Origin of the sequence: Spirillospora sp. NPDC046719, assembly GCF_040645715.1 — a bacterium.
Lineage (GTDB): Bacteria > Actinomycetota > Actinomycetes > Streptosporangiales > Streptosporangiaceae > Spirillospora.
This window is the reverse complement of record NZ_JBEYYT010000032.1, coordinates 1-15,196: the sequence shown is the minus strand read 5'-3', so window position 1 is coordinate 15,196 and position 15,196 is coordinate 1. Positions and strand designations below refer to the sequence as shown.

Below are 15,196 nucleotides of genomic sequence, written 5' to 3'. Positions count from 1 at the left end.
TTCGGAGACGGGCCCCGACGGCGGCGAAGCCTTCGTCGGCGCCGGTCACGAAGCTGGATCGGGCTGGCCGGGCATCATCCCCGCATGGTGGACATTCACGAGTAGCTCACACGGGGCAACCACCGCCGCGACCACGCCAGCACCGAGCCGTCGACGAGGAGGAAGCCACAGGTCCGGCGCAGCAGCCTGCGGTCGGTCATCCGCGGAGAAGGGATGGTCGGCGCGAATGGGAGCGGCTCCGGCACTGCCGCCCGAGGGCGCGGGCGCGACGGCCGAAGTTCGTCGCGGTTAGAGGTGTCCGATTTCGTGCGCTCGGGCTGTTGGTCAGAGGGTCATGCGGGGCGAATCATCGATGTGAGTTCTTTGAGCTCGCCGATTCGCAGCAGGTAGGCGGTGAGGGCGTAGAGCCCGGCTCCGACTGCTGCAGCCGCGCTGATGATGGTGAGTGCGCCGGTCGTTCCTGTGCCCAAGGCTGGGCCGAGCGTCTGGGTGATGAGGGCTGCACCGGCAGCGGCGATGACGGCGGCAGTCAGTGTCCGAGTGTGGGTTTTCAAGAGCCGGTGCCCGTCGACGCGGCCGAGTCGTCGGCGGAGCAGCTGTGCGGTGGCGGCCAGGCCGAGGGCGTATGCGAGGCCCGTGCAGCCGGCCAGGGCGATCACCAGGTTCGCACCGTGGAAGACGTGGGCGGCGGTGAGGCTGGCCGCGATGGTGGCGGCGGACACGGCAGTGCTGACGAGGGCGGGGGTGCGGGTGTCTCCGAGGGCGTAGAAGACGCGCAGCATGATCTGGTAGCCCGCGAACGGGACCAAGGCCAGGCCGTAGGCGGCCAAGACCGATCCGGTGAGGTGGGCCGCGGCCGGTGCGGCGTTGCCGTGGTCGAACAGCACACCGGTCAGCAGCGGGCCGAGCACGATCAGGGCAGCGGCGACGGGGGCCATGGCCACGCTGGTCAGGCGAAGGCTCCGGGACAGGTCGGCGGTGATCCTGGCGAGGTCGCGGTCGGCGGCCGCCCGGCTCATCCGCGGCAGAACGCCGGTGATGACCGTGACCGCGATGACGGCGTACGGCAACTGGAACAAGGTGTAGGCGTTGGAGTAGACGGCGACGGCGCCTTGCCCGGCCTGGGAAGCCAGACGGGTGCTGACGATGAACACCACCTGGGCGGCCGCCACCGACGCGATGGTCCAACCCGCCATGACGGCGATCGCCCGGACGGCGATGCCGCGCGGGTCAGCGTGCAGGCGGAGCCGGAACCCGCTCCGTCGGCTGGTCACGGCCAGCACCGCCATCTGCGCGGCGACGCCGCCGCTGGTGCCGATCGACAGCAGCAGCATCTGACCCGTGGTGAGCTTTTCCAGATGCCCGGTGCCGCCGATCACCAGGAAGGCCAGGGCGGTCGCGGTGACGATGAGGTTGTTGGCGACGGGGGCCCACATCGGTGCGACGAAACGCGAGCGTGCGTTCAATACCGCGGCCAGGGTGGCGCTCACCCCGTAGAAGAGGATCTGGGGCATGAAGAACCGGGTGAACACGATCGCCAGATGCCGCTCGGGCGGAGTGAACCCGGGGACGTACACCTGCACGATGAGCGGGGCGGCGATGACGGTCACGATGACCACCAGACCCAGGCCGTAGACCACCAGGGACAGCAGCCGCTGCGCGAACAGGTCGGCGTCGACGCCGTCGTCCGCGGCGGTGCGGACCAGCAGCGGCACGACCACGCTGGCCACCGCCCCGCCCATCACCAACTCATAGATCGTGTTCGGGGTGACATTGGCCGCTGTGTAGGCATCCAGCAGCCTCGTCCCCAGCCCGAGAGCGGCGACCAGGACCATCGTGCGTACGAACCCGGTGACCCGCGACACCATGGTGGCGATCGCCATCGCCCGCCCGGTCCGCATCAAGGGCGCCTCTGCCGTCATGAAGACGCTCCCGCCGCAGTGGTGCCGACGGCGCGGCCGACGAACAAGACCTCCAGCAGGTGGGCGAAGGTGTAGTCAGCGGTGATCGCGGGCACCTGAGCGCCACCACGCTGGGGAGCAAGGGACTCTAGAGCAGCGGCGGTCGAGCCTCTGGCGCAGCCGATCAGTTCGCCCACACGGCGAGCGTACCGTTGAGCCTCGATCACCTGACGGTTGAACTGACCACCTATCTGCCTCCCCTAGCCCGTTACGCGGGCAGGCGGCGGCCTGTTGCCGTGATCGGGTACTTCCCTCGGACTGCCTGAGCTGCGGGCGATTGGGGTGATGTCGGCCGCCGTTCGTCCAGCAGCCGGGTTGTGGACGCGACGCCGCCGCGGTCTGCGGCGAGACGCAACGACCGCGGCTTCGGCAGCGGCTTCGCGTCGCTGTCCCGGTTCTGGCGTACCGGAGACGAGTGGGTACGGACCCATGGCAACTACTCCTGGCATCGGGACGCGCCGCTGCGGGCGCTGAGCACCACCGCCGACCCGGACGCCGTGGCCTCGGCGATCGGAACTGCCCGTCGAAACGGTCGAGGCCGATGTGGTCGCGGCAGGCGGCGTGGCCGTGGCCGTCGGCTACGGAAGGCGCCTCGACCAGGCTGCCCTCGGCGATACCCACCGCGCCGCCTGTCGCGGGATCGCGATGGTCGAGTCGCCCGACGGCGACCGTCTCCAGTGCCCTGCTCCACCGGCGGCCGACACTTGTGCTGGCCCCGGAATCTGAACGTGTACGGGACGAAGGCTCCGAGCTGGCGAACACCCGGAACGCCCTGGGGCCGGTTGGAAACCGGGGTCAGGTCTGCTCAGCGGTTAGGTCGATGGACACATGAGCAGGTGCCGCAGTGGTGAGGCGGGTCGGGTCGACGCGCACGCCGGGGAGCCGGCGCCGCACGTGCGGCTCGACCATCGCGGCGGAGCCGGTCGTCCGGATACCGAGTTCGGTGCCGTTCCCGCTCGGCGCCACCTCGATCGCCTCGATCTGGTTCCAGGCGAGGAACTCCCCGTCGAACCGCAGCCCGGCCCCGTCCGCCGTCAGCGTCTCCCGGGGGATCAGGAAGTCGGCCACGATCAGCGCGATGCCTACGCCGACGATGATCAGCGGAAGGAGCGCGTGCGGGTATTCACGGGACAGGCCGATCGCCCATACCGTTCCGAGACCGCCATTCCAGGCGACGAGGAAGGCGGCGAAGAGCAGGGCCGACCGGGACCGGGCTCGGATGGCATAAGGTTCGGGCGCATGAGGTTCGGTGCCGGGACCGGCAACTGGCACCGGTGCCAGACTCTGGAGTTGTTCGGCCAGTTCGCGGGCGGACGAGGCCATGCAGCGCGACTCGAAGGCGAGAGCGAAGGGCTTGTCGCGGCGGACAGCGCCCACCCGGGCGCCGTCGAATAAGCGGCGTTGCAGTTCTTTCACGCGGTCCAATGGGCGTGGGGGCAGAGCACTCACCCTGGCCTGGACACCGACGGAGACCTGATCGCCGCGGCCGGCGGAGACGACCAGTTGCGCGATCTCGTTCCAGCGAAAGTCCCGCTGGTCGCGACCGATCCCTGCCGAGATGCCGTGGCGATCGGCGGTCAGCACCCGGCGTGGGAAGACCGTCAAGACCCCTACGGCGACGATCGTCCAGCCCACCATGAGCAGGGCCGCCGACCACCCGCTGGTCACGTATCCGACGGCGACCATTCCGGCGAAGCCGAGTGCGTACCCCGCGGCCTGCAGGGGTCGGTCCAAGAGCGAGACGACCCCGCGCCGGCGCAGCACCACCGTGTCCATCAGTCCTCCTCGACCAGGCACGACAATCGCCCGCAAAGTGGACGTCTCTTCCAACACAACGGTTGTCGCATGGTCCGGAACCGGCTCGAACAGAGGGCGAAAAAGCGTTGTTCCCACCGAATACCTGGGGGCATCAGCGCCCTCGGTCAGCACCGTCTGGACGCCGGCATCGGCCAGGACGGAGGGGCGAACTTGCCGTCGTGGTCGCGGACCTGGTGCCGTGCCCGGCGGCCGGCGGCTTCCAAATGCATGACCAGGTTTCTGGCCGCCCGTGTCACCCACGAGGCGGTCGGATGAGCGGTGGCGCTCAGGACGGTCCCCCGCAGCCCTGGCATCCAGAGGTCGCACGCCAGCAGCGCCTCGTCCTGCCAGCACAGGGAACCGGCCAGGTGGTTGACGCACGCCCCCGCTCGGGTTCTCCCGCACCAGTGTCGTTGGAAGGCTCACGAGGACGCGGTGGTGGAGCCCGACGCGTCACTTGCTCGGCTGCGGAACCTTGCAGGAAGCGGTGGGGTTGAGACCGATGTAGTTGAGCGGACCGGAGACCAGGGTGATTCCGATGGTGGCGAACTGGCCGCAACTGCCGTTGAAGTGGGCGTAGTAGTGGCGCTGTCCCGCAGCGAGTGCTCCGATGACCAGCCAGGTGAGGAGCATCCACCGTCCGGACCGCATCGTTACCTCCGGTGACCGCCTCGCCGACCCTGGGGTACGACAGTAACGACAAGATCGTCCATAGTTAAGCAAGCCGGGCCAGGTGTGTCATCTCACTGACCTCGGAACACTCGATCATCCGTGGAGGACGGCTTCAGAAGCAGACATTCAGCTCAAGTGCGATGAAGCATGCCGAGATCGCGGTGCCGGGCAACGCGAGGATGCATCCGGGCGCTGTGGGCGATGGTCGAGGCGGACCGGGTCAGGGCTCGAACCGGTAGCCCATTCCGGGCTCGGTGATGAAGTGCCGCGGGCGGGACGGGTCGTCCTCCAGCTTGCGGCGGAGCGAGGCCAGGTAGACGCGCAGGTAGTTGGTCTCGCTGAGGTGGTTCGGGCTCCAGACCTCGGTGAGGAGCCGTCGCTGCGAGATGAGCTTGCCGGGGTTGCGCACCAGGATCTCCAGCAGTCCCCATTCGGTGGGGGTGAGATGGACGCGGGTCCCGCCCGGACCGTGGACGATCTTTCCCTTCAGGTCGACCGAGTGGCGGCCGACGTCCACGGTGGGCAGGTCGTCGGCGGGCACCCGGCGGGTGATCGCGCGGATCCGGGCCAGCAGCTCGTCGACGCCGAAGGGCTTGGTCACGTAGTCGTCGGCGCCGGCGTCCAGGGCGTCGACCTTGTCGCCGCTTTCGACCCGTCCGGACAGGACGATGATCGGCACCGCCGACCAGCCTCGCAGCCCGCGGATCACGTCGACCCCGTCCATGTCGGGGAGCCCGAGGTCGAGGATCACCAGGTCCGGATGCCATTCCGCGGCACCGGTGAGGGCGCCCTTGCCGTCCGGAGCGACCTGCACCTGGTAGCTGCGGGCGCGGAGGTTGAGCCGGAGGGTCGCGAGGATCTGCGGTGAGTCGTCGACCACGAGGACGCGCGTCATGGCCGTTCGTCCTGGCGGCTCACGATCTCGATGGGGAAGAGCACTGGTCACCTCTGATGAGCGTCTTGGTGGATCTGCCGGTCACCGGTGCGATCGGCACGCCGGTCGCGTTGAGGCGGGACGACCTGCGTCTCTTGCTCCGGCCGGTGGTGCTCGCCGTTCTCGTCCGCGGGACGGTCGCTGGGCGGCAGCGGCGCGTCCAGCGGCTGGAACGACAGGTCCTGGACGGGGAAACGGCCCTGCTCGTCGTCGGGCCGTTCGGCGGATGCGCGAGCGAGGGCGGACTTCGCGATCCTCCGGAAGGCGCCCAGCCACCGACCGCCGAGGCTCGTGGCCAGGCCCGCCCCGACCAGGGCACCGAGCGCGATCAAGCCGGATGCCCCGCCGACGGTGAGGTCTCCGTCCTTGGCGATGTCGAAGCCGGTCACGAACAGCCAGCCGATCGCCCCGAGCGCGGCCGCGGCCGCCATCGGGGCCCGCAGTGCCCAGCAGGCGACCGAAACCGCCACGGCCGCGCAGGCGATCCGCCAGTCCACATCCTTGAGCACGACCGCGAGGAAGAAAGCGCACAGTGCGCCGCCGGCCAGCGGCCAGGCTGCCGATTCCAAGCGATCCATCGCGTGCCCCCAATTTGCGGCGTTCTGCCGCCACATCGCTTTTCGCGAATGCGCCTTGCAAGGCCCGCACCCGCAAAACCCACGCTAGGGCCGGGTCGCAGCCTTGTTCGGGATCACTACGTCTTGTTGACGCCCCCGCCGGGAATCTTGACGCCTCCCTGACGGCACGCCTCCCACCACGCTCAAGGACGCCGCCGCCTGCGGAGGAGGTGCGGTTCGGCGCGACCCATCAGAAGCGGCGTCCGTCAGCCCATGGACGACATGCGAGCCAGGCTGTCCGGGCGCGGTCTGCGACGTTCCGGTTGTTCGCCTCATCGTCTGCCGTCGCGATCATTGGGAGGGCCCCGCGCGATCGTTGCCTTGGCCGATGCGGTCGCGCCAGGCGGCGACCCGGTCGATGATCCTGGGGTCGGCGAGGTCGGCCTCCGTGGCGCCCTCCCCCGAGTCGGCCGCCGGGCCGGCGGTGGCTCCGGAGGGCGCCTCGGACGGGGGGTGCGGGCGGCGGACCGGCATGGTGAGGATCATGGTGAGGCCGCCGCCCGGGGTCTCCTCCGGGGTGATGTCCCCGTCCATGGCTTCGGCGAGGCCGCGGGCGAGGGCCAGGCCGAGGCCGACCCCGGTCTCGTTGTCGCGGTCGCCGAGGCGCTGGAAGGGCTGGAAGACCCGGTCGCGGTCGGCGGGCGGGATGCCGGGGCCGCGGTCGATGACGCGCAGTTCGAGCCGGTCGCCGTGGGCGCTGGCGGTGATCACGACGGGCTCGCCGTGCGGGTTGAAGCGCACGGCGTTGGCGATGAGGTTCGCCAGGACGCGCTCCAGGAGCGCCGGGTCGGCGACCATCTCGGGCAGGCCGTCGGGGATGTGGATCTCGACGGCGTCCCGGTCGGTGTCGCCGATCGCGCGGGCGACGACGTCCTCGGCCGCGACCCGGCTCGGGGAGATGCCGAGCGACCCGGCCTGGAGGCGGCTCATGTCCAGCAGGTTGGCCACCAGGTGGTCGAGCCTGGCCAGGGATTCGGCGGCGGTGGCGACCAGCTCGTCCTGGTCCTCGGCGCTCCACGCGACGTCGGGGCTGTGCAGGCTCTCGACGGCGGCCTTGGCGGAGGCGAGCGGGGTGCGCAGGTCGTGGCTGACGGCGTTGAGCAGCGCGGTGCGCATCTTGTCGGCGGCTTCCAGCGGGCGGATCTGGCGGGCGGTCTCGGCGAGGCGCTGGTGCCGCAGCGCGACGGCGGCCTGGGCGGCGAACGCCTCGAGAACGCGGCGGTCCGAGGCGGGCAGCGTCCGGCCCCGCAGGACGAGGGAGAGCGTGCCGTCCTCGACCAGGATGTCGGACTCGCCGGCGTCCGGGCTGGTGCAGGGTTCGCCGCCGGCGGTGGCGACGATCCCCCAGCGGTCCGGGTCGCGCAGGGTGTCGGGTGTCACCGGCGCGTCCGGGTCGCGTTCCAGCAGCGTGACGGTGGTGAGCGCGTAGGTCTCGCGGAGCCGTTCGAGGATGTTCCCCAGCGCGCTGTAGCCGCCGGGCCCCGCGATCGGCGCGTGCTCGCCGCGCAGCACGTTCCCGGCGAGGGTGGACAGCACCTCGGCGTCGGCGCCGAACCGGGCGGCGTCCCGGGAGCGCCGCGCGGCGGTGTCGACCACCCCGCTGACGCCCGCCGCGACCAGCAGGAACACCGCGAGCGCGATCAGGTTCTCGTGCTGGGCGATGGTGAGGGTGTGCAGCGGCGGCGTGAAGTAGAAGTTCAGCAGCAGGGAGCCCGCCACGGCGGCCAGCAGCGCGGGCCACAGCCCGCCGGCGAGCGCGACCGCGACGACCGCGGCGAGGAAGAACATGATCTGGGAGGGCAGCGAGAACGAGCCGCGCAGCTCCGTGAGCGCGAAGGTGAGCAGCGGCAGGCCGAGGACGGCGAGCGCGTAGCCGGCGAGGCGGCGCCGCAGCGGCAGGTTCGGGCCGCCGTCCTTCGGCCGGCGCAGGCTCCGGTGCGCCTGCTCGTGGGTGACCATGTGCACGTCGATCGGGCCGGACAGCGCGGTGGTGGTGACGCCGACGCCGGGCAGCAGCGCCCGCGACAGGCGGCTGCGCCGCGACACGCCCATGACGAGCTGCGTGGCGTTCACCGCGCTCGCGAACTCCAGGAGCGCGCGCGGCACGTCGTCGCCGACGACCTGGTGGTAGGTGCCGCCGAGGCCCTCGACGAGGTCGCGCTGGCGGGCGAGCAGCGCCGGTCCCGCGCCGGCGAGGCCGTCGCCGCGGGTGACGTGGACGGCGAGCAGGTCGGCGCCCTTGGTGCGGTCGGCGATGCGGGCGGCGCGGCGGATGAGGGTGTCGCCCTCGGGGCCGCCGGTGAGGGCGACGACGACGCGTTCGCGGGCCTCCCACGTCCGGTCGATGCCGTGGTCGGCGCGGTACCGGTCGAGCTGCTCGTCGACCTTGCCCGCCAGCCAGAGCAGCGCCAGCTCGCGCAGCGCGGTGAGGTTGCCGACGCGGAAGTAGTTCGACAGCGCCGCGTCGACCTTCTCGGGCGCGTAGACGTTGCCGTGCGCCATCCGGCGGCGCAGCGCCTCCGGCGCCATGTCGACCAGCTCCACCTGGTCGGCCCGGCGGACCACCTCGTCGGGGAGCGTCTCGCGCTGCGCCACCCCGGTGATCTCCTCGACGACGTCGTTCACCGACTCCAGGTGCTGGATGTTGACCGTGGTTATCACGTCGATGCCGGCGTCGAGGATCCGCTCGACGTCCTGCCAGCGCTTGGCGTCGCGGCTGCCCGGGACGTTGGTGTGCGCCAGCTCGTCGATCAGCGCGACCGCCGGGGCCCGGTCGATCACTGCCTGCGCGTCCAGCTCGGTGAAGGCCGCGCCGCGATGGGTCAGGGTGCGGCGCGGGACGACCTCCAGGCCGTCCAGCAGCGCGGCGGTGCGCGGCCGGCCGTGCGTCTCGACGTAGCCCACGACGACGTCGGTGCCGCGCTCCAGCCGCCGTCTGCCCTCGCAGAGCATCGCGTAGGTCTTGCCCACGCCGGGAGCCGCCCCGAGGTAGACGCGGAGCCGCCCCCTGCCCATGGCCTGCCTCCCCTTCTCAGCCCGGACCGGGGCCGCCTCGTCGCGCGGCCGCGCGCCGGCGCGTCCGGCCCTGCCACCACGGTATTCGGACGGCACAGCGGTATTCGGACGGGAACGGCGTCTTGACGCGTTCCCTACGCCGCCGCACCCGATCTTCACGCGTTCGACACGCCGCCGCGCCCGGCTCCGGCCAGGCGCGCCGCGCGCGGCCCCCGCGAGGGGTAGGCTCGCGGCACCCAGCCGGTGACGAGGCGTGAGGGAACCGTCCAGTGAGCGTGATCAACGTCGGCCAGTCCATCGTCCTCGGCGTCGTCGAGGGCCTCACCGAGTTCCTGCCGGTGTCCTCCACCGGGCACCTGAAGATCGCCGAAGGGCTCATGGACGTCCCGGTGGACGACAAAGGCGTCGTCGGGTTCACCGCCGTCATCCAGGTCGGCGCCATCGCCGCCGTCCTGGTCTACTTCTTCTCCGACATCGTCCGGATCGTCGGGGCCTGGTTCAAGGGCCTGGCGAACAAGGAGGAGCGGTACCACCACGACTACAAGTTCGCGTGGTGGGTCATCTTCGCCACCATCCCCGTCGTCATCGTCGGGGTCGCCGCCAAGCCGCTCATCGAGGGGCCGCTCGCCTCGCTGTGGGTGGTGGCCGGCTCGCTGATCGTCGGCAGCGTCGTGATGTGGCTCGCCGACCGGTACGGCCGCAACAAGCGCGGCGAGGACGACACCGGCTTCTGGGACGCGATGCTCGTCGGCTCCTCGCAGATCCTCGCGCTGCTGTTCCCCGGCTTCTCCCGGTCCGGCGCGACGATCTCGACGGGCCTGCTGCTGAACCTCGACCGCCTCGCCGCCACCCGCCTGTCGTTCTTCATGGGCATCCCCGCGCTGACCGGCGCCGGCCTGTACGAGCTGCCCGGCGCCCTCGGGTCCGGGGAGAGCGCGCTGCCGCTCGCGATCGGCACCGCGGTGTCGTTCGTCGTCGCCTACGCCTCGATCGCCTGGCTGCTGCGGTTCGTCGCGCGGCACACGTTCACCGCGTTCGTGGTGTACCGGGTCGCGGTCGGCCTGCTGCTGTTCGGGCTGCTCGGGGCCGGCACGCTGAACGGCTGACCGGCGCCCCGCGGGAACGTCCCGGGACCGCGGCGGGGCGCCCGCCGTCCCGGCGGGGCCATGGGGCAGACTGGCACGGTCCGCACGGCCGGCTCGCGGACCGCGCGACCGACCGTGTCCCCATCCGCATACGGAGCGTTGCGCACCCATGACAGACCAGATGCAGGCCGGGACCGTCTCGATCACCGGCCACGAGGGCGCCGAGCTCGAGGCGTACCTGGCCCGCCCGCTCGGCGACCGGCCGCGCGGCGGCGTGGTCGTGATCCACCACCTGCCCGGCTACGACGAGGGCACCAAGCAGATCACCCGCACCTTCGCCGCGCGGGGCTACGCGGCGATCTGCCCGAACCTGTACTCGCGGGAGGGCAGGGACGTCGCTCCCGACGACCAGGCCGCCGCCGCCCGCGCGAAGGGCGGCGTGCCCGACGAGCAGCTCGTCGGGGACGTCGCCGGCGCCGCCGGGCACCTCAACGGCCTGGAGGGCGCCAACGGCAGGGTCGGCGTGATCGGGTACTGCTCGGGCGGGCGGCAGTCGTTCCTCGCGGCGGTGTCGCTGGACCTCGACGCGGCCGTGGACTGCTACGGCGCGTTCGTGGTGAGGGAGCCGCCGGCGGACTTCCCGCTGAAGGCCGCTCCGCTGATCTCGCGGGCCGCCGACCTGTCCTGCCCGCTGCTCGGGCTGTTCGGCGAGGACGACCAGTTCCCCGCGCCGGACGAGGTCGCCGAGCTGGACGCGGAGCTGACGCGGCTCGGCAAGGAGCACGAGTTCCACAGCTACCCGGGCGCCGGGCACGCGTTCTTCTCCGTCGAGCGGACCTCCTACCGGCCCGAGGCCGCCGTCGACGGCTGGAAGCGCATCTTCGACTTCTTCGGCCGGCACCTCGCGTCCTGAGGGAGGACACCCGCATGTGCACCTACCAGACCCACAAGGTCGAGCTGGCCGGGGCCGCCAAGGGCGCGTCCGGCTGGTTCACGCTGACGGACGGGGCGGTCTACGTCGACCACCCGTTCCACTCGACGAACGAGCACACGCTGAACATCGACTTCACGAACCCGTCCGAGGGGCCGTCCGCGCGGGTCGCCGTGGAGCTGACCGAGGAGGCGGCGCTCGCGCTCGTCGAGGCCATCCAGAAGGCCCTCGCCTCCGCCCCGCCCGGCATGGCCTCCGCCGCCGGGCGGCGCACCGCCTGAGCCCGCCCCGGGTCCCCCCGGGCGGGCGCGCACCCGGCTCGGGGGCGGTCCGGCCCGGCTATTTCAGGTTAAACCAGTAGGAATAGTTGCATAGTGCCGCCCCGGCGTGTTCTCATACCGGCATGCGCCTCCGGCCCCGCCTCGTCCGCCGCCGCCACGTGGACCTGCTCCGCGTCACGGCCGCGGGCTGTCCGGCCTGACGACCCGCCCGCGGCTCCGCCCCGCGGAGCCCGCCCGTCCCGTCCCCCAGGTCCGGCGCCCACCCCAGGGCACGAGCCGGCCGCTCGCCCGAGGAACACACCTTTCCCATGCTCAGAGAACCCCTGCCCGGAAGACCCCTCGTCCGGATCACCGCCGCCGCGGCCGGCCTCGCGCTCGCCGCGGCGGGGTGCGGGACGTCCGCGCGCGGCGACACCGGCACCGTCAAGATCGGCTACTTCCAGGGCGCGGTCGCCGGCCCCGAGGCGATCGTCGCCGCGAACGGCGACCTGGCCGGCAAGGTGCCCGCCAAGATCCGGCTGCAGCCGATCGACAGCGGCGTCGCCGGGATGGCGCAGCTGCGCGCCGGCGCGTTCCCGTTCGTCTCCGGCGTCGGGAACCCGCCGTTCACCGGCGCCTTCACCAGCGGGACCGACGTGAAGGCCGTCTACGTCGAGAGCATCGACGCCTCCGGCCTGGCCGTCAACGACAAGATCAAGGCGCCGGGCGACCTGCGGAAGGTCGGCGTGCTCGTCGGCTCCACGCTGGACTTCCAGCTGCGCGGCTGGCTGAAGTCGCAGGGCCTGACCTCGAAGGTGCAGATCGCGAGCTTCGCCAGCGAGGCCGCCGAGGCCGCCGCCTGGAAGGCCGGAAAGATCGACTCGGTCTACATCAGCCAGTCGTTCCTACTCGAGCTGCAGAAGCACAAGGCCCGCGTCCTGGTCGGCTCCGCCGACATCGCCAAGCTCGGCTTCGCGGCCGTCAACATGCTCGCGGTCTCCTCGGCCTACGCCAAGCAGCACGCCGACGTGGTGCAGGCGCTCGTCTGCCAGATCTCCAAGGCGGAGACGCTGGTGAAGGGCCCGCAGGCCGACAAGTACATCACCCCGGCGTCCAAGTTCCTCGGCGCCGCGCCGGCGGACGCCATCGCCGCGACCAAGAGCTACCCCTACATCCCCGCGGCGGAGGAGACGGGGTGGCTGAAGGGCCCGGACGGGACGTCAGCGAGCGGCAGGCTCGCCCAGAACTTCAAGCTCACCGCGGAGTTCCTCGTGACGCAGGGCCGGGCGAAGAGCGTCCCGGACACCGCGGAGATCGCCCGGCACATCGATCCGGCCTTCTGGGACAAGGCCCAGTCGGGAGGGTGCAAATGAGCACGACCGAGACCGAGGCGGCGGTCGCCGAGCCCGCCGCCGACGAGCCGACCGGGGTGCGGCTGCGCGACGTCCGCAAGACGTTCAGCCGGCGACGCCGCCCCGGCCGTCCCGCGCTGGACGGCGTGACCCTCGACGTGCGGCCGGGCGAGTTCCTGTGCCTGCTCGGGCCGTCCGGCTGCGGGAAGTCGACGCTGCTGAACATCCTCGCCGGGTTCACCTCCGCCGACTCCGGCGAGGTGCTGGTCGGCGGCCGGCCCGTCACCGGCCCCGGCCACGACCGGGGCGTGCTGTTCCAGACGCCGAACCTGTTCCCCTGGCTGACGACCTGGCAGAACGTCCTGTACGGGCCGAAGGCGCGCGGCGCGCTGACCCCGCGGGTCCGCGAGGACGCCGAGCGGCTGCTGGAGACCGTCGGGCTCGCCGACGCCCGCGACGCCTACCCGCACGAGCTGTCCGGCGGCATGCGGCACCGGGCCGCGTTCGCGCGGGTGCTGGTCAACCGGCCCGGCGTGCTGCTGATGGACGAGCCGTTCGGCGCGCTGGACGCCATCACCCGCGCCGCCATGCAGCGCTTCCTGCTGGAGCTGTGGCAGCGGCACCGCACCACGATCGTCTTCGTCACGCACGACGTCGAGGAGGCGGCCCTGCTCGGCGACCGGGTCTGCGTGCTGTCGGCGCCGCCCGGCGGCACCAAGGACGTCATCGACATCGAGCTGCCGCGCCCCCGCTCCTACGAGGACACCGAGACGCTCGCGTTCGTGAACGCCAAGCGGCGCATCCGGGAGGTGCTGGAGCGATGACGACGACGACCGAGGCACCGGCGGCGGCCGCCGCCGCGGCGGGCGCCGCGCCCGGACCGTCGCGGTCGTGGCGGCGGCTGTGGACCGGCGCCGGCGCGATCGCCCTCGCGCTGCTGGTCTGGGAGGTCGCCGCGCTGGTCATCGGCGACTCCGTGACGCTGCCGACCGTCACCGAGACCGCCCGGACGCTCGCCGAGTACCTCCGCAAGCCGTACCCGGAGGTGCAGGGCAAGACGCTGGTCGCGGACGCGCTGATCAGCACCGGGCGGATCCTCGCCGGGTTCCTGCTCGGCACGGCCGCCGGGCTGGTGCTCGGCGCGTCCATGGCCGGGGTCCGGGTGATCCGCGAGCTGGCCGACCCGCTCATCGCGATCATGCGCCCGCTGCCGCCGATCGCCTTCATCCCGCTGCTGGTGGTCTGGTTCGGGATCGGCGAGACCTCGAAGATCGCGCTGATCTTCTTCGGGGTGCTGCCGATCGTGACGGTCGCGACGCTCGGCGCGCTCGACGCCGTCCCGCCCGACCTGCTGAACGCCAGCCGCAGCCTCGGCGCCTCGCAGCTGCACACCATGCTGCACGTCCGGCTGCGCGCCGCCGTGCCCGGCGTCATCACCGGGATGCGGATCGCGATGGGCGGCGCGTGGACCGCCATCATCGCCGCCGAGATGATCGCCGCCACCGGCGGCGTCGGCTACCTCATCCTGCAGGCCGGCAACTACCTCCAGACGCCGCTGATCTTCAGCGGGATCGCCGAGATCGCCGTGCTCGGCTTCGCCTTCGACGGCCTGCTGCGGCTGCTGCTGCGGCTCGCCGACCCCACCGTCCGCCGCTAGAAAGGGCCCGCATCATGACCGAATTCCGTCGCATCGGCGGCCGCATCGGCGCCGAGTACACCGGGGCCGACCCGAACGACCTGCCCTTCAAGGAGGTCAACGACGCGCTGCTCGCGCACAAGGTGCTGGTGTTCCGCGGCGCCGGCCTCGACGACGAGGGCCAGCTCCGCTTCGCCTCCCGGTTCGGGGAGCTGACCAGGGCGCACCCGACCGTCCCGTCCGTGGACGGGCAGCCCGACATCCTCCCGGTGAACGGCGAGGAGGGCATCCGGTCCAACAACTGGCACACCGACGTCACCTTCGTCCGGACGCCGCCGAAGCTCAGCACGCTGCGCGCCCTGGTCGTCCCGCCGTACGGCGGCAACACGCTCATCGCCAACTCCGCCGCCGCCTACCGCGACCTGCCGGACCAGCTGCGGGACTTCGCCGACCGGCTGTGGGCCGTGCACACCAACGACTACGACTACGCGGTGCCGCGCAGCAACACCGAGAAGGCGCTGGAGTACCGGAAGGTGTTCACCGCGCGCCGCTACCGGACCGCCCACCCGGTGGTGCGGGTGCACCCGGAGACGGGCGAGCGCGGCCTGTTCATCGGCGGGTTCGCGCAGGAGATCGTGGGGCTGTCCGGCACCGAGTCGCGCGACATCCTGCGGCTGCTGCAGCGGTACGTGACCCGTCCGGAGAACATCGTGCGGGTGGCGTGGAACCCCGGCGACCTCGTGCTGTTCGACAACCGCATCACCCAGCACTACGCGCCCGACGACTACGGCGACCTGCCGCGCGTGCTGCACCGCGTCACCGTCGCGGGCGACGTGCCCGTGGGCGTGGACGGCGGGTCCAGCCGCATCATCGAAGGCGACGACGCCGGGCACTACACCCCGGCCGCGGAGGCCGCCGCGGCGTAGCACTGCCGGC

At 71.9% G+C, this 15,196-nt stretch carries 15 protein-coding genes; 8 read left to right on the top strand and 7 right to left on the bottom strand.

Translation table 11 applies throughout. The features are described from left to right. Window positions 1-332: 332 nt before the first annotated feature. The 7 genes from murJ to ABZ914_RS08550 all read right to left on the bottom strand — a co-directional run bounded on the left by murJ (window position 333) and on the right by ABZ914_RS08550 (window position 8,996). Window positions 333-1,922 (bottom strand): murein biosynthesis integral membrane protein MurJ, encoded by a 1,590-nt coding sequence (gene murJ / locus ABZ914_RS08580; protein ID WP_500192410.1) that lies wholly within the window; start codon window positions 1,920-1,922, stop codon window positions 333-335. Next, on the bottom strand, window positions 1,919-2,098 hold the full coding sequence (locus ABZ914_RS08575; RefSeq protein WP_500192409.1) for a hypothetical protein: 180 nt from the start codon (window positions 2,096-2,098) through the stop codon (window positions 1,919-1,921). The genes murJ and ABZ914_RS08575 overlap by 4 nt, the downstream gene beginning before the upstream one ends. Window positions 2,099-2,756: 658 nt before the next feature. Beyond that, window positions 2,757-3,737 (bottom strand): hypothetical protein, encoded by a 981-nt coding sequence (locus ABZ914_RS08570; protein ID WP_500192407.1) that lies wholly within the window; start codon window positions 3,735-3,737, stop codon window positions 2,757-2,759. A 474-nt stretch (window positions 3,738-4,211) separates the two neighbouring features. Then, window positions 4,212-4,391 (bottom strand): hypothetical protein, encoded by a 180-nt coding sequence (locus tag ABZ914_RS08565; RefSeq protein WP_190852006.1) that lies wholly within the window; start codon window positions 4,389-4,391, stop codon window positions 4,212-4,214. A gap of 259 nt (window positions 4,392-4,650) precedes the next feature. Continuing rightward, the gene (locus tag ABZ914_RS08560; protein WP_500192405.1) at window positions 4,651-5,325 is read right to left on the bottom strand and encodes a response regulator; all 675 of its coding nucleotides are present in this window, start codon (window positions 5,323-5,325) and stop codon (window positions 4,651-4,653) included. 47 nt (window positions 5,326-5,372) lie between these two features. After that, on the bottom strand, window positions 5,373-5,978 hold the full coding sequence (locus ABZ914_RS08555) for a hypothetical protein (protein ID WP_500192404.1): 606 nt from the start codon (window positions 5,976-5,978) through the stop codon (window positions 5,373-5,375). A gap of 294 nt (window positions 5,979-6,272) precedes the next feature. After that, on the bottom strand, window positions 6,273-8,996 hold the full coding sequence (locus tag ABZ914_RS08550; RefSeq protein ID WP_500192403.1) for a DUF4118 domain-containing protein: 2,724 nt from the start codon (window positions 8,994-8,996) through the stop codon (window positions 6,273-6,275). Window positions 8,997-9,265: 269 nt separating this feature from the next. Between ABZ914_RS08550 and ABZ914_RS08545 the strand changes: the two genes are divergently transcribed. From ABZ914_RS08545 to ABZ914_RS08510, 8 genes are all read left to right on the top strand, one after another. Then, window positions 9,266-10,102 (top strand): undecaprenyl-diphosphate phosphatase, encoded by an 837-nt coding sequence (locus ABZ914_RS08545; protein ID WP_190868422.1) that lies wholly within the window; start codon window positions 9,266-9,268, stop codon window positions 10,100-10,102. Between the two features lie 148 nt (window positions 10,103-10,250). Continuing rightward, window positions 10,251-10,994, top strand: coding sequence for a dienelactone hydrolase family protein (locus ABZ914_RS08540; protein ID WP_500192402.1), 744 nt, complete (start codon window positions 10,251-10,253; stop codon window positions 10,992-10,994). A gap of 14 nt (window positions 10,995-11,008) precedes the next feature. Next, the gene (locus ABZ914_RS08535; protein ID WP_190868424.1) at window positions 11,009-11,293 is read left to right on the top strand and encodes a DUF6295 family protein; all 285 of its coding nucleotides are present in this window, start codon (window positions 11,009-11,011) and stop codon (window positions 11,291-11,293) included. Window positions 11,294-11,415: 122 nt separating this feature from the next. Then, window positions 11,416-11,493, top strand: a complete 78-nt coding sequence (locus ABZ914_RS08530) for a putative leader peptide (RefSeq protein WP_372442534.1) — start codon at window positions 11,416-11,418, stop codon at window positions 11,491-11,493. Window positions 11,494-11,601: 108 nt separating this feature from the next. Further along, window positions 11,602-12,645, top strand: a complete 1,044-nt coding sequence (locus ABZ914_RS08525) for an ABC transporter substrate-binding protein (RefSeq protein WP_500192401.1) — start codon at window positions 11,602-11,604, stop codon at window positions 12,643-12,645. Then, entirely contained in the window at window positions 12,642-13,448 is an 807-nt protein-coding gene (locus tag ABZ914_RS08520) for an ABC transporter ATP-binding protein (protein WP_500192400.1), read from the top strand. Before ABZ914_RS08525 ends, ABZ914_RS08520 begins: the two co-directional genes overlap by 4 nt. Further along, window positions 13,445-14,281: an ABC transporter permease gene (locus ABZ914_RS08515; protein WP_190868427.1), complete on the top strand. Its 837-nt coding sequence runs from the start codon at window positions 13,445-13,447 to the stop codon at window positions 14,279-14,281. Before ABZ914_RS08520 ends, ABZ914_RS08515 begins: the two co-directional genes overlap by 4 nt. Before the next feature lie 14 nt (window positions 14,282-14,295). After that, on the top strand, window positions 14,296-15,186 hold the full coding sequence (locus ABZ914_RS08510; protein WP_500192399.1) for a TauD/TfdA dioxygenase family protein: 891 nt from the start codon (window positions 14,296-14,298) through the stop codon (window positions 15,184-15,186). Window positions 15,187-15,196 lie beyond the last annotated feature (10 nt).